Here is a 13,973-nt window from a genome sequence, read left to right as displayed (position 1 = left end):
TTTAATTAGCAGCAATATCCACCATAGCCGCCTGCGTAACCGCCATAACCACCATAGCCACAACCGCCGCCTCCGCCGAAGCAGCTAGCACCGATGATAATTAATAAAATAAACAATACGATTAGAAGCGCAAAACCGCCTCCGCAACCATGTCTACGGTTACAATCATCATGTCTGTGTTCACACTTTTCGCTCATTACTCTATTCCTCCTTTAGTATCATTCATAACAAGTTCCTCTTGTTCTAAATGAGGGGATTCCATTTATATTATGTTTTCAGGGCGAATAGGAAGCTTGGCTTACCTAAAAACGGGCTTGTTTTAAGAATTGGGCTTGCTCAAAAAAAAGATACCTATTATAAGGTATCCTTTAAAGAAACATATTCAATACAAGGGCAAAACCGAATGCAATAAATGATAATAACGTCTCCAGTACCGTCCACGTTTTAAACGTTTCTTTTACTGTCAAACCTAAATACTCTTTTACAAGCCAGAACCCAGCATCATTTACGTGAGAAAACATTAATGAACCTGCTCCGGTTGCAATAACGAGTAGCTCTAAATTCACGCCAGACATATGCTGAATAACCGGTGAAACAATTCCTGCCGCTGTCGTTAATGCTACTGTCGCTGATCCAGTCGCGATTCGAATTAAACCAGCTACCATGAAAGCGAGTACGATTGGTGATAACGATATATGTTCTGCCATTTGCGCAATCGCCGTTCCAACGCCGCTTTCAATTAATATTTGTTTAAACCCACCACCTGCACCAATTATTAAAATAATAGAACCTACAGGTAATAAACTTTCATCTGTTAATTTTTTAATCATCTTTTTATTAATACCTTGTCTCATTCCAAGTAAATAGAATGCCGCGAAACATGAAATGAGTAAAGCGATTACTGGACTTCCTACAAAAATTAAAAATTCTGTCATTTTAACTGGTAATGAAATATACGGTGCAACTACTGATAAAATCATTAAAACGACCGGCAGTAAAATAATAAAAAACGAAACTTTACGGCTCGGTAAATCAGTTGATACAGTCGTAACTCGAATAAGCTCCGGCTCATTTTCAGGTATAACCCTCTTATGTACCCACTTTGCAAATAATGGTCCTGCAATAATAGCGGTTGGTAATGCAATTATTAATGAATACAATAATACCTTCCCTAAATTCGCATTATAAATACCAATTGCAGTCATCGCACCTGGATGCGGAGGCACTAGCCCATGTACAATAGATAATCCAGCAATAACAGGTAACGCAATTAATAATATGTTTTGTTTCGTCGTTTTTCGAATTGAAATAACAAGTGGTAATAAAATGACGATCCCTACTTCAAAAAAGACTGGAATCCCTATAACAAACCCTGCAAATAACATTGCCCAAGGTAGTTTCTTCACACCGAAAAATCGAATAAAGAAATCTGCAACTTGCATGCCTGCGCCTGAATCCGACATCATTTTCCCTAAAATCGTACCGAGAGCTAAAATACCAACTAAATGCCCTAGTACACTACCAACACCAGTTTCATAGGCAGCCACTATTTTCGTTAAATTCAGCCCAGACATAATAGCTAAAAACAAACTAGCAACTGTTAAACTAATAAATGCATGCCATTTCCACCAAGATACCCCTAAAATGACAATTGCAATTGCAAGTAACGTGACGATTAATAAGTATATATCCATCTCTCATTCCCCTTACTTTTATAATAAAAAAGAGGGAAAAACCCCTCTTTTTTATACGTCATAATTCACTACATAATGCTGCATTTCTGTATTGTAGTAGCCTTCGCTATATTCAATTACTTCGCCAACTTCATCGTAGGAGTAGCGCATACGTTTTAATAACGCCATTCCTTCTTTTTCACCTAACGATTCTGCAACGAAACTAGGCGCAAGTCCAACTGCAAATTCATCTCTGAAGTTTTCTAAATGTATACCTCGGTCCTCAACTAAATCGTAAAGCGATTGCAAGTCAAAGTCCGATAAATCTGTACTTGCCATTTTCGCTGAGAAATAGTGCGTATAATGAATGTACGGCGCATCATTTAACGTATATAAACGCTCAATACGAAAACTCTCTTTCCCAAATAATCGAAATGGCACTGTTCCTTCTTCATTCTGAACGATTTCTGCCTTTAGCAATTTCTTTTGTACTTTATATCCTTCTTCCACTAACACTTCAGTAAATTTCTTACCCTTTGACAGTTTTGTCGCCGAAGTATTACGGATCACTTTCGTTCCTTTACCGCTTTTCTTTTCCAAATATCCTTCTTGAGCAAGTTCTTTAATCGCATTACGCACTGTAATTTTGCTCACTTTGAACTCTTCCTCTAATTGCGGCTCGGAAGGAATATTCGTATGAATGGCATATATACCATGCAATATTCGATCACGAATAATGTTTTTTATTTGTAAATATAATGGTCCTTTTTTCCTCGTTACGTTCACCGTTACACCCACTACCTTTCTACATCACCTACTGATGCCGTCATTGCCCGAAGTATATCCTTCTCTGATGACATTGGCGTATCACCGACGATTGTATGTGCAAGCATTCCAGCTGCTGACGCAAATGAAACAGCTTTCTCTGGTGCAAACTCTTCTATCTCGCCATGAATAATCCCGCTCGTATAAGCATCTCCAGCACCTATTCTATCATATACAGAAAACGTAAGTGTTTTTGCAAAAGTGAACGCACCATCTTTACATATAAATCCGCGAAGTGAATGTGTATTATCGCTATTAATAGAGCGATGTGTACCAGCAATTGTAGTGATATGATATGCTTCAGCCACTTGTGGAATAAGGTCAACAAGTTGAGCTTCTCGCTCTGTCTCTTCTGTTTTCATTCCAAGAACGAACATTGCATCTTTTTCGTTCATCATAACGATATCAGCAAGACTAAGCATTTCTTCATAATGCGGTTTCGCCTGTTCATACCCATTTTCTCCCCAAAGTGAGGGACGATAATTGCAATCAAAAACGACAGTGCCTCCGTTTTCTTTAACTGCTTTCGCTAAAGATTTCATATGATGACGCACAGTATCATTCATCGCAAGTGTAATCCCGCAAAAATGAACGATATCAATTTCCTTAGCGATTTCTTCAAATTGATACATTTCTTCAGACGCCGTATTAAAGCTACTTTCTAATCGATTTGAATATGTAACGCGGCTTGCACGTGCTCCAAATCCATTTTCTAAAAAGTACATACCGACATATTTTCCGCCTCGTGAAATGAACGAAGGGCGAATACCTAATTTCTGAATGTGCGATACCGCAGCATCTCCAACCGAGTTTTCCGGTAAAGTTGAAATAAGAAACCCTTCATGCCCTAGATGAGAAAGTGCTGCTGCAACGTTCACACCTGTACCAGAAAAGGAATAATTTAATGTGTTAGCTTGCGATAACAATTCATATCCCGGTACTTGCAGGCGCATCATTACTTCGCCAAATGCTGCAATTTTCTTACGCATATTGATCAACTAACTTCTTCACTACTGCTAGTAATTCACGGACATCTTCTGTTTTCGTATTGCCAGTTTCTTTATCAATAATAGAAGAGTACACGTGCGGGATAACTTGCTCTACGTTTGCTTCAAGCGCAATGCGTACAATTGTTTCGAAGTTTTCTTTATCAATTCCGCCTGTTGGCTCTAATGCGAATCCTTCTTCTGCACAAGCTTTCGCAACTGCACGATATTCTTCTTCATGAGCTAAACCTTTCATTGGGAAGTATTTCAATGAATTTCCGCCCATATCACGTACAAGTGCGATCGCTGTTTTAATTGGAACGATTGCTTTTTCTTCTCCAGCCGCACTAATTGGACCAGTAGAAATGTTTACGTACCCTACTTTTCCTGTTGGCGATACTAAACTATTAATCCAACTATCTTTTCCATCAAGATTTGCACGTGTCGCTCCAACTGAAGGGAATACTTGGTTAATATGGCTACCAGGGTAATGCTTCGCAATTTCAGCTACAACTGCCGCTTGGCGATTATCTCCTGCTCCTAGTCCGATTGATACAGCGTCATCAATTTCTTTTCCGTATGCTTTCATCGCTGTAACAGCTTCTTCTACTGTTGGATAGTCTTTTGATAACACTCCTACTACTACATAACCTTCTGCTGCTTCAAAAATGTCTTTCGCATTTCGGATATTGTTCGCTAATACATTTAATGCTACGCGGCCTTTATAAAAACGTTTTTGAATGTTTGTCATTTTAGTTTCCCCCTACAATTTCTCTCATTTTTTCTTCAATCACATGTATATCATCGCCTTGAAGTGGACGTGGATCAATATCAAAGAATCCTTGTCTTACTCCGTAATCACGTGTGTAAATTGCGATTTCCCCTTCACGTAATGCAGTTACAACGTCTTTTGCTGATTTATTTAACTCTTTCTCGTTAATATGAATGCGTGCTCTAAAGATTGCTCTTCCCGCTTCATCTTGAACGATCGTTACATTTACACCGTTTAATTCTTTTAGCGGCATAAGTACTTGTAATAGCTCTTTTTCTTGCTCGCTCTTATCTTCTTTTACTCCGTACTCATCAAGCGCTTGAAGTAAACCGAAAGTCGTCTCTTTCCCAACTTTCATACTTCTTCCGATGCAATGTAATTGTACTTTCAGCCACTCGATGTATTTTCGTTTCCCGCCAACAATACCAGAAGTAGGCCCTTCAATCGCCTTTGAACCACTATAAATCGCAAGATCTGAATACTTCACATATTTTTGAATATCTTCTTCAGCTGCCGCATCGACGATAAGTGGTACATTATTTCGCTGCGCGACTTCCCATGCTTCTTCAACAGAAATCATATTTTTTTGCACAGCATGATGTGATTTTACATATAGAATTGCTGCTGTATTTTCACCAATCGCATCTTCAATATGCTCTGCTTTCCCTTCATTGGCATAACCAACTTCTACGAGTTTTCCTCCGCCTAAATAAATCATCGTTTCAACAGGAGCACCGTATTGCACGTTATGACCTTTTAACATGATCACTTCGTTTTTCGCGATGACCTCTTGATGAAGTCTTTCACTTTTGCGGCGATTTCCTTCTGTAACGATACCAGCGATAGAAAGCGCAATTCCGCTCGATGCTGAATTCACAACGACCGCTGCCTCTGAATCTAGAATTCTCGCAATATGGTCTCCTGCTTTATCTACTAAATCAGCAATTTCCACATAATTTTGTCCACCATGTTTCATCGCATCCATAACTGTATCTGTCGGAGCGGATACACCTAAAATACTCATTCTACCGCTCGCATTAATCACTCTTTTTAATCCGTACTTAGCATTCAATGAATGAACCATTGATTACAACCCCTTTCGTATCAATTCTTCTTTCAGCAATACGCTGATCCCCTTCTGAATCAATTAACGTAACCTTCTCATCTTTCACCGTAAATAAAGTCAAGTTTGCAATATCGCCTTCTTGAATACGACCAAGCTCTGGTTTTTTCAGCCACTCTGCCGCATTTTTCGTAACCGCATCAATTACTTCTTCTAGCGGATACCCTAAGTAAAGGAATTTCGAAAGAACGTGAGCCATACTATACACTGGACCATGTATACGATTCTTCCGGTAAATATCTGTACTAATTGTATTAAAAGCAATATCATGACGCTTCGCTGCTTCTGCTACTTTAAAAGAAAAACTAGCATTACCGTGACCAACATCTAAATGAACACCACGTTTCACTGCATCTAGTAACACAGGTAGCGGTTTGCCTTCTTCATCAAATAAATTATTTTCTTTCCCGTTTAAGTAATGTGTAATGACATCATCTTTTTCTAAAAGCGGTACAACTTCCTCAATGCGAGGAGGTGCTGAACCGATATGTACCATAATTGGCAATGATGTTTCACGGGATAAAGAGCGCGCTACATGCAGCGGTTCAATTCCACTATCACAAACGACACTTTTACTCATTCTCGCCTTTAACCCAACGATTACATCTTTATATTTTTCTACTGCTTCTATTACTTTCTCTTTATCTATCCATTCCATATTGGATAATTCATCAATTCGTTTCAAACCGATGCGAGAAATATTTAAAAAGGAAAATAAATTCGTTTTTGCCTGCTCTCTACTTTTTACTAAATCTGCAATGCGATCAGCACCGCAACTACCCGCATCAACAATTGTCGTTACCCCTTGCTTAACGCCAATTTCATCCACCTCATCGCCATACGGATCAAACTCTGGAAAAGCATGAACGTGCAAATCAATCCAGCCACTCGATACGTAAGTACCTGAGTAATCAAGAACTGTTCCACCCTCGCCAACACCAGCTTTCGTCACCTGTGCGATTTTATTATTTTCAATTACAATGTCAATCTCTTCCCCGTTCACACGTTTCACATTACGTAGTACGAATCGTTCTGTCATTGTATTTCCACCCTTTTCTATAAGAAGCCATAAGAATACGCTTACATTAAAGTTTCATTTTTATTTATCTCTTTCACATATTTAGAGTAGCACAAAAAAAGAGAGAAGTAAATATAACGTTATAATGTTTAAAAGTAAATCACTTCGTTCTGTAAAAAAGATTATAAATTAAAAAAGGAAAATAAATACTTGAAGTTGACGTTAGGTCATTTTATATACTATTTAGTAACTACTTAGTGTTCTCGAAATTACAAAATAAGGAGGTTCATAAATGAAAAAAAGAGATATTATTATTTATGGATGTGTCATTATAGGTGCAGGTATTGGGCTTACAATGGATCATGCATTTCCAGGAGTACTGATTGGTTTGGGAATAGGTTACTTACTTCAGACTTTTTTTCGTAAAGAAGAATAAAGATTTGTGGTAAGAACAAGTGAGAAATAAAAATGATAAGATAGAATGAATATAACAGTTGTTAATGATAGGGTCTGAATGTATAGGAAGGTAGGTTTATCAGTTGATACACATTAATAGAGTTGGAGAGTTGACAGGTGTTACAGTAAGAACACTGCGTTACTACGATAAAATCGGCTTATTAAAACCAGCATCCAAAACAGAGGGCGGACATCGTTTATATACAAATGAAGAAATAAAAAAACTACAGCAGGTTCAATTTTTAAAAAAGATTGGATTTTCGTTACATGAGATTAAGAATATGCTCGCTTCCAATGAGTGGAATTGGTCGGATAGTTTAAAGAATCAATTATCTTTTGTAATACAAGAACAAGAAAACTTAAAGAAAATAGAGTTATCCATACGGGAATTGATTCTTGGAATTGCGATAGAAGGGGAAGAAAACCGGATTGCGATTCAGAAAATTATGAAATTATCCCATAAAGATAAAGAAATGAAACAGTATTATCGTGAATCTGTATTTAAAGATAGGGAGATACAATTATGGGGAAATCTTCCCAATATGACGAGTGACAATCCTGATTCACTCGAGTGGATTGCTCTAATAGGTCAGTTAAAGCGTTATATGGAGGACGGCCCAAAAGCACCCAAAGTCCAAAATATCATTAGAAGAATGGATGAAAAGCGCTTAGAAGAGTTTGAAGGTGAAGATGAATTTTTAGATAAGCTGTGGGAAATAAGGATGTCGCCAAAGCAATCAGAGCAACTGAGATTATATCCAATTGACCAGGATGTACTTGAATTTATGGATCAGGCATATACCATTTTTATGTACGAAAAAAATAATCCCCAACCGGAATAAGGGGGAAAGAGTGATGAGTACAGAACTACTTCTCCTAATAGGAGGATTGGCCCTATTAGACACGCTAAGCCCTTCCACATTAGGGGTAACAATATATTTGCTTTTAACAGATAAAGAGAGCCTTACCAAACGTTTATTGGTTTATTTATTAACGATAGTAGGATGTTATTTTACTGTTGGAGTTTCGCTTATGTTAGGATTAGATTTCTTACTTGAGATTATTTCTGACGTATTTCAAAATCGAATCGTAAGCTGGATATCCTTTAGTATTGGGGGGATATTGTTCGTAGCAAGTTTTTATGTTCCAACAAAGAAAAGTTCCGAGCTACCTGCACCAAAATCAAAAGGCATTCTTTCAGTGGTTGCGCTTGGATTCACTACTTCATTAATTGAAGTGGGAGCTGCATTTCCTTATTTTGCAGCAATCGGCATAATGACTACTTCTAATCTATCATGGGTAGAATGGTCTTCTATTTTAGCTGGATACAACTTTATCATGGTGTTACCTTCCCTCGTACTGTTTCTCTTCTATCTCCTGTTTGGTCATTGGATGCAAAAACCTCTCGAGAGGCTTCGAGTAAAAATCGCTAATAATACAGGATCAGCTCTGTCATGGATTATGTGTATAGTCGGACTCATCCTGATTTTTAATAGCCTGGATTATTTGTAGGGTGTTTAATCAGAGTATTAAATACACCTTAGTTTTTCAAACAACTATATTTTAACCCCGTTCTACATTTAGAATGGGGTTATACTTCTTTTAAGTTTTAAAATTAAACAACAAAAGCTAGAAGAATTGTACCCATTCCTCTAGTTTAAAGAAACCCCTATTCCTGAACCGTCACAATAACCCCGTCCATATTGTTCCCCGAAATTTCATACTGCTTATTCGCTGGAACACTCACTTTCATGTTGCCAGAAACTTTATAATAAGAAACCGTATATTTCTTGCCTTCCACATCGGTTGTGATTTCTTTTTTCTCTTTTAAGAAGTGTAAGTATTCTTCTAATGTAATTTTCTTTTTTTGCATAATTGCGCTATGAGGTAGACCTACATAACGGATGTGCCACGGCTCATATTGAATGCCTGTAATGTTACTTTTATTTTTCGGGTAGCGTAACACAAATCCGTGCTTCCATACGTTCTCTTCAATCCATTTTCCTTCAGGCGCTTTCTCCATTTTCTTTTGCGTTGATCCAACGTCCAGTGATAACCCTAAATTATGCTCACTGTATCCTGCTGGAAGTGCATAATCAGATCCCATGTCTTTATATAATTTACTTTGCTCTTTAAAATCTCTATACCCGCTATTCATTAAGAAGTGTTGTACGCCATCTTTTCCAGCCGCATCGACAACGTTCAAAAACTTTTTTACAACATCTTTTGATAAACGAAGATTTCTATCAAATATTACGTAACCTCTTACTAATTCACTGCTGTGATTTACATTTATAATGTCAGACCTAATACTATCTTTTTTTACTGGGTAATCTTTGTTAACTAATAATAGATCCCCTTTATAGATTTGTTCTTTTGTAACCTCTACCTGCTCCATATTTGCATTCTTTACTGTACTATTTTCCCCACCGATTTTCACATCAATTTCTTTTTGAAATAACGGTGATATATAAAAACCTACACAGATTGTGCATGCTATAAAAAGAGAAATAAATACCCACTTTTTCATTTCTAGTTCCTCCTTAACGTAACTTACGTATAGAATAGAAAAAACTATTAAAATAAAAAGTGGGGTAAAGTTTAAATTTTTATTAAATTGTTACATTCTCTTCTTTTGGCAATCTCACTTCAAACATCGTTCTAATCACATTACTTTCAGCAGAAATCTTCCCATCATGCTGTTCAACAATATTTTTCGCAATAAATAGCCCAAGGCCTGTCCCACCTTGCTGCTCTGATCTTGCCTTATCACCTGTATAAAACATATCAAAAAGATAAGGTAAATCCTCTTCTGGAATGCTATCTCCGTAATTAATAATTTGTACGACTACCTCTTCGCTTTCAATATATCCATTCACATCAACAAACTTTCCATCATACCCGTAGCGAACGGCATTTGTTAACAAGTTTTCAAATACTCTAGCTAACAATTTTCCATCACCGTTAATCGGCAAATGCGGATCAATATTCAATCTAGCTTCTAAATGATGTTTCTCTAATAGCGGATATAATTCCTCATCTAGCTGTATAAGCAGCTCACTTATATCAATCTGCTTTTTATTTAGTTGTAACATGCCATAATTCATACGTGTAATTTCAAATAATTCATCAATTAAACTTTCCAGCCTTTCAGATTTCGTAAAAGCAATTGTGGAAAAGTGTTTAATTTGTTCCTTCGTCAAATTCTCATCTTTAAGAATTAAATCTAAATAACCTAAAACAGATGTTAACGGCGTTCTTAAATCGTGAGCTAAGTTAACAATAAGCTGGTCCTTACTACTTTCCGCAAAGTCTCCTCGTTCTACTGCTTCCTTTAATTTTTCACTCGCTACATTAATTTCACTTGCAATATATCCAAACTCATCATTTGATGAAACGCGAACTTGATTTGTAAAATCTCCGTTCGCCAAATGATGAATTCCGTTTGAAATCTCATCAAAATATTTTAAATACGGCCTAGTAAGGAAGAAGAAAAACATAATGGACAGAGGGATGAAAATAATTAAAAAGAAATTAACATCCCCAATTTGTCTTATCATGGAACGAAATTGAGCTAACGGATCCTCATAGCGAACGACTAATTTATAATAAATCCTTAATCCTTCATAAATGAAATATGTTATGCCAGCAGCTAATATCATACTTAACGAAAATAGCATAACCATCTTCGAGCGAAAACTTCTCATCTTTTTAGCCATTGAAAGTATACCCTACTCCCCACACTGTTTTTATCAACTTATTCTTTCTTTTATCTTCCCCAAGTTTTTTACGCAATGTGCGGATATGTACCATTACTGTATTTCCGCCTTCATAATAATCATCTGCCCATACGTGTTGAAAAATATTTTCCACATTGTATACTTTCTTCGGATGACTCGCTAATAAATATAAAATATCAAACTCTTTCGGTGTTAATTCAACTTGTTCTCCGTACACATTTACTGTTCTTCGCTCCGGATCAATAACGACTCCACCTACCTCTAAAGCTGATTTATTCTCCGCTACTTTCGGCTGATTTAACGTAAGAAATCGGCGTAATTGTGCATTTACGCGCGCGACTAATTCAATCGGCGTGAACGGCTTCGTCATATAATCATCTGCACCTAATACAAGACCTGTCACCTTATCAAAATCAGACGTTTTTGCACTTAAGAAAATGATTGGCATATGATGCTTCGCGCGAATTTGGCGCGTCACTTCATACCCATCCATTTTTGGCATCATAATATCTAAAACCACTAAGTCGATTGGCTGCGTTTCAATAATATGAATTGCCGCTTCCCCGTCCGCTGCTTTCACGACGTGGTACCCTTCTTTTTCTAAATGTATCTCAATTAAATCAGCAATTTCTGCCTCATCATCCGCTATTAAAATTGAAATGCGCTTCATTTTACTCCCCCTTTATACGCTCGATTTTAAACTAGTCTATCCAATTTGTACAATACGAAAAGGCTACTCATAAGAGTAACCTTTGTTATTTCATCTTTCAAACAAAATCCGCTGCTTCGTGATTTCCGCCAGTCTCCCGCGATCTACCTCATACTCAGCATCAACACTTTGCGGCACCATCACTTTCCCGCCCTCAAGCGTCACTTCCGGCGAAATAATATCCTTCTCCCAATGTCTACTAGAAGCTGATATATCTCCAGGAATCGTAAAGTTCGGCAAAGAAGCGAGGGCGACATTTTGTGCGCGTGAAATTCCCATTTCCACCATACCACCGCACCAAACTGGTATATTATGCTCCATGCAATAGTTATGGATTTGGATTGATTCTGTTAATCCACCCACTCGGCCTGGTTTAATGTTAACGATTTGGCAGCTGCCAAGTGTAATCGCAACGCGCGCATCTTCTAAACTATGAATACTTTCGTCTAAACAGATGGGCGTTTCAATTTTCTTTTGCAACTGCGCATGATCAAGAAAATCGTAATCCGCTAACGGTTGCTCAATCATCATTAATTGAAATTCATCTAACCGTTTTAACTTCTCTACATCAGCTAACGTGTACGCTGAATTCGCATCGGCCATTAACGGGATATTCGGAAACTCTTTACGAATTTCTTTCAATAACTCGTAATCATGCTCTGGCTTTATTTTCACTTTAAAACGCTCGTACCCTTCTTCCGCATACTTCTCGATTTGCTTTAACATAACTGGAATCGGATTAAGCCCAATCACAACCCCGACTTCAATTTCAGACTTCGTTCCGCCAAGCAGTGTCGCAAGTGATCTCTTTTGACGCTTCGCATATAAATCCCAAATAGCCCCTTCAATTCCCGCCTTTGCCATTCGGTTTCTTTTTATATGTTGAAATAGACCTGGTACCTCATTCGGATGAGAAATTTCTGCCTTTAATAAATCAGGTAATAAAAAGTCTTGTAGTACATGCAGCGCTGTCTTCACTGTTTCTTCCGTATACCACGGTTCAGAGAATGCAACGACTTCGCCAAAACCAATGCACCCGTCCGTATCTTCTAATTCAATGACGATACTCTCACGCTTTTCATAAGTTCCGTAGCTTGCAGCAAACGGGATGACGAGTGGCATTTCCGTTATATGAAGTGTCGCTTTTTTTATTTCCACTTACATCTCCTCCACTAATTGTCTTAACTCTCGTCTTAACAATTTTTTCGAAGCATTTCGTGGTAATTCCTCTAAGAAACACGCTTTTTTCGGCACTTTATATTTCGCTAATTTCTCCTCACAAAAGTGAAGAATTTCTTCTTCTGTTACCTCTCCGCTTTTTACAACAAAAGCAGCAGGTACTTGTCCCCATTTATCATCAGTCATACCGACAACACCTGCTTCCACTACCATCGGATGAGAAAGCAACACTTCTTCAATTTGAGCTGGATATATATTCTCTCCGCCAGAAATAATTAAATCACTGCGGCGATCTAATACGTATAAAAATCCTTCTTCATCTAAATAACCGAGGTCGCCAGTATGAAGCCATCCGTTTTGAATTGTTTCACGCGTCGCATCTTCACGGTTAAAATAACCACCTGTTACGTTTGGTCCTTTTACTACAATCTCGCCTTCCGCAAATGGCGGTACTACTACGCCATCTTTTTCAATACGAAGTTGGCACTGAAATAGTGGTTTTCCAGCTGATCCTACTTTCGTTAACATGTAATCTGCGGATAACGTACAAATTTGTGAAGACGTTTCTGTCATGCCGTACGTTTGATATACAGGAATTCCTTTTTCTACACACGTTTCTAATAGTGGTTTCGGCGCTGGTCCTCCGCCAAGTAACATGCATCGTAAAGAAGATGGATAGGTCTCTTCTCCAAGTCTCTCTAATAAATCAGTTAACATTTTAGAAACGACAGAAATAATTGTTACGCCTCTCGTTTGAAGTGCTTTATGAATAAAATCAGCATCATATTTCGGAACGAGTAAAATGCGCATACCATACATAATATTTTTCATTAAAAGAGATAGCCCGCCAACATGGAACATAGGCATACAAGCTAACCAGCAATCATCATCACGAAGGCCTAAATTAAGCGAAGAACCAACTGCACTTGCCCAGTGATTGCCGTACGTTAAAATAACGCCTTTCGGTTTTCCTGTCGTCCCAGACGTATAAATAATTGTCATCGCTTCTTCTAAAGAGAATTCTTCTTGTATAGTTGCTTCCGCCTTCGGTCCATTCATCACTTCAGCGAATGAATATACGGGAACAGCCTTAGCATCAAAATCTTGATCCGTCACTAAACAAACAACTTCAGCATCATCCATTTGCCAAAGTAGCTCTTCTCTTGAAAGACGCGTATTTAAAAGCACAGCTACTGCCCCTATGTACGATAGGGCGTGAATTACTGTAATCATCTCCATACCATTTTTCATCAGAACAGCCACCTTTTGCCCCTGCCTCACTCCAACATGTGAAAGCTGTTCACAAACAAATACTACTTTCTCATGCAGCTGCATAAAAGTAACTTTCTCTTCCTCTATTTCAATTGCAGTGCGATCTGGTGTTAAAAATGCACGCTGCTTTAACCAATTTGGCATCGTCTCCATCATTCATTCTCCTTTCATGAAAGAAAGAGACTTGATATGACATCAAGTCTCTTAGTTGTTTTGTTTC

The 13,973-nt window shown here is 37.8% G+C and carries 15 protein-coding genes; 3 read left to right on the top strand and 12 right to left on the bottom strand.

Annotated features, from left to right (window positions below):
• Nucleotides 1-5: 5 nt before the first annotated feature.
• The 7 genes from BAQ48_RS09775 to BAQ48_RS09745 form a co-directional block, all read right to left on the bottom strand.
• Nucleotides 6-197: a YjcZ family sporulation protein gene (locus BAQ48_RS09775; protein WP_001290392.1), complete on the bottom strand. Its 192-nt coding sequence runs from the start codon at nucleotides 195-197 to the stop codon at nucleotides 6-8.
• Nucleotides 198-368: 171 nt separating this feature from the next.
• Complete coding sequence (gene gntP, locus BAQ48_RS09770) at nucleotides 369-1,694, bottom strand: gluconate permease GntP (protein ID WP_071710919.1); 1,326 nt, start codon at nucleotides 1,692-1,694, stop codon at nucleotides 369-371.
• 51 nt (nucleotides 1,695-1,745) lie between these two features.
• Nucleotides 1,746-2,471: a GntR family transcriptional regulator gene (locus BAQ48_RS09765; protein ID WP_071710918.1), complete on the bottom strand. Its 726-nt coding sequence runs from the start codon at nucleotides 2,469-2,471 to the stop codon at nucleotides 1,746-1,748.
• A complete protein-coding gene (locus BAQ48_RS09760) occupies nucleotides 2,471-3,487 on the bottom strand; it encodes a sugar kinase (RefSeq protein ID WP_071710917.1) in 1,017 nt (338 codons plus the stop codon). The genes BAQ48_RS09765 and BAQ48_RS09760 overlap by 1 nt, the downstream gene beginning before the upstream one ends.
• Entirely contained in the window at nucleotides 3,480-4,235 is a 756-nt protein-coding gene (dagF, locus tag BAQ48_RS09755) for a 2-dehydro-3-deoxy-phosphogluconate aldolase (protein ID WP_071710916.1), read from the bottom strand. The genes BAQ48_RS09760 and dagF overlap by 8 nt, the downstream gene beginning before the upstream one ends.
• Before the next feature lies 1 nt (nucleotide 4,236).
• Nucleotides 4,237-5,340, bottom strand: coding sequence for a DgaE family pyridoxal phosphate-dependent ammonia lyase (locus BAQ48_RS09750; RefSeq protein WP_071710915.1), 1,104 nt, complete (start codon nucleotides 5,338-5,340; stop codon nucleotides 4,237-4,239).
• Nucleotides 5,318-6,418 (bottom strand): amidohydrolase/deacetylase family metallohydrolase, encoded by a 1,101-nt coding sequence (locus BAQ48_RS09745; RefSeq protein WP_071710914.1) that lies wholly within the window; start codon nucleotides 6,416-6,418, stop codon nucleotides 5,318-5,320. The genes BAQ48_RS09750 and BAQ48_RS09745 overlap by 23 nt, the downstream gene beginning before the upstream one ends.
• Nucleotides 6,419-6,689: 271 nt before the next feature.
• Here BAQ48_RS09745 and BAQ48_RS27920 point away from each other — a divergent pair, with 271 nt between their 5' ends.
• The 3 genes from BAQ48_RS27920 (at nucleotide 6,690) to BAQ48_RS09735 (ending at nucleotide 8,365) form a co-directional block, all read left to right on the top strand.
• Complete coding sequence (locus BAQ48_RS27920) at nucleotides 6,690-6,833, top strand: hypothetical protein (RefSeq protein WP_165613790.1); 144 nt, start codon at nucleotides 6,690-6,692, stop codon at nucleotides 6,831-6,833.
• 103 nt (nucleotides 6,834-6,936) lie between these two features.
• The gene (locus BAQ48_RS09740; RefSeq protein ID WP_071710913.1) at nucleotides 6,937-7,695 is read left to right on the top strand and encodes a MerR family transcriptional regulator; all 759 of its coding nucleotides are present in this window, start codon (nucleotides 6,937-6,939) and stop codon (nucleotides 7,693-7,695) included.
• Between the two features lie 13 nt (nucleotides 7,696-7,708).
• On the top strand, nucleotides 7,709-8,365 hold the full coding sequence (locus BAQ48_RS09735; RefSeq protein WP_071710912.1) for a GAP family protein: 657 nt from the start codon (nucleotides 7,709-7,711) through the stop codon (nucleotides 8,363-8,365).
• 157 nt (nucleotides 8,366-8,522) lie between these two features.
• Here the strand turns inward: BAQ48_RS09735 and BAQ48_RS09730 are convergent, their stop codons facing one another.
• The 5 genes from BAQ48_RS09730 to BAQ48_RS09710 all read right to left on the bottom strand — a co-directional run bounded on the left by BAQ48_RS09730 (nucleotide 8,523) and on the right by BAQ48_RS09710 (nucleotide 13,906).
• The gene (locus BAQ48_RS09730) at nucleotides 8,523-9,383 is read right to left on the bottom strand and encodes a M15 family metallopeptidase (protein WP_071710911.1); all 861 of its coding nucleotides are present in this window, start codon (nucleotides 9,381-9,383) and stop codon (nucleotides 8,523-8,525) included.
• Nucleotides 9,384-9,465: 82 nt separating this feature from the next.
• A complete protein-coding gene (locus BAQ48_RS09725; protein ID WP_071710910.1) occupies nucleotides 9,466-10,572 on the bottom strand; it encodes a HAMP domain-containing sensor histidine kinase in 1,107 nt (368 codons plus the stop codon).
• Nucleotides 10,565-11,263 (bottom strand): response regulator transcription factor, encoded by a 699-nt coding sequence (locus BAQ48_RS09720; protein WP_071710909.1) that lies wholly within the window; start codon nucleotides 11,261-11,263, stop codon nucleotides 10,565-10,567. The genes BAQ48_RS09725 and BAQ48_RS09720 overlap by 8 nt, the downstream gene beginning before the upstream one ends.
• Nucleotides 11,264-11,353: 90 nt before the next feature.
• A complete protein-coding gene (gene menC, locus BAQ48_RS09715) occupies nucleotides 11,354-12,460 on the bottom strand; it encodes an o-succinylbenzoate synthase (RefSeq protein ID WP_071710908.1) in 1,107 nt (368 codons plus the stop codon).
• Entirely contained in the window at nucleotides 12,461-13,906 is a 1,446-nt protein-coding gene (locus BAQ48_RS09710) for an o-succinylbenzoate--CoA ligase (RefSeq protein ID WP_071710907.1), read from the bottom strand.
• Nucleotides 13,907-13,973 lie beyond the last annotated feature (67 nt).

It is taken from the genome of Bacillus luti (assembly GCF_001884105.1).
In the GTDB taxonomy this organism is placed as follows: domain Bacteria; phylum Bacillota; class Bacilli; order Bacillales; family Bacillaceae_G; genus Bacillus_A; species Bacillus_A luti.
The sequence above is the reverse complement of the archived record's forward strand: the minus strand, read 5'-3'. Positions and strand labels throughout refer to the sequence as shown.

Coding starts and splice junctions, on each gene's coding strand:
- BAQ48_RS09745 (WP_071710914.1), bottom strand. CDS start 6,418: ATGACAGAACGATTCGTACTACGTAATGTGAAACGTGTGAACGGGGAA.
- BAQ48_RS27920 (WP_165613790.1), top strand. CDS start 6,690: ATGAAAAAAAGAGATATTATTATTTATGGATGTGTCATTATAGGTGCA.
- BAQ48_RS09735 (WP_071710912.1), top strand. CDS start 7,709: ATGAGTACAGAACTACTTCTCCTAATAGGAGGATTGGCCCTATTAGAC.
- BAQ48_RS09730 (WP_071710911.1), bottom strand. CDS start 9,383: ATGAAAAAGTGGGTATTTATTTCTCTTTTTATAGCATGCACAATCTGT.
- dagF (WP_071710916.1), bottom strand. CDS start 4,235: ATGACAAACATTCAAAAACGTTTTTATAAAGGCCGCGTAGCATTAAAT.
- BAQ48_RS09720 (WP_071710909.1), bottom strand. CDS start 11,263: ATGAAGCGCATTTCAATTTTAATAGCGGATGATGAGGCAGAAATTGCT.
- BAQ48_RS09750 (WP_071710915.1), bottom strand. CDS start 5,340: ATGGTTCATTCATTGAATGCTAAGTACGGATTAAAAAGAGTGATTAAT.
- BAQ48_RS09710 (WP_071710907.1), bottom strand. CDS start 13,906: ATGGAGACGATGCCAAATTGGTTAAAGCAGCGTGCATTTTTAACACCA.
- BAQ48_RS09760 (WP_071710917.1), bottom strand. CDS start 3,487: ATGCGTAAGAAAATTGCAGCATTTGGCGAAGTAATGATGCGCCTGCAA.
- BAQ48_RS09775 (WP_001290392.1), bottom strand. CDS start 197: ATGAGCGAAAAGTGTGAACACAGACATGATGATTGTAACCGTAGACAT.
- gntP (WP_071710919.1), bottom strand. CDS start 1,694: ATGGATATATACTTATTAATCGTCACGTTACTTGCAATTGCAATTGTC.
- BAQ48_RS09725 (WP_071710910.1), bottom strand. CDS start 10,572: ATGGCTAAAAAGATGAGAAGTTTTCGCTCGAAGATGGTTATGCTATTT.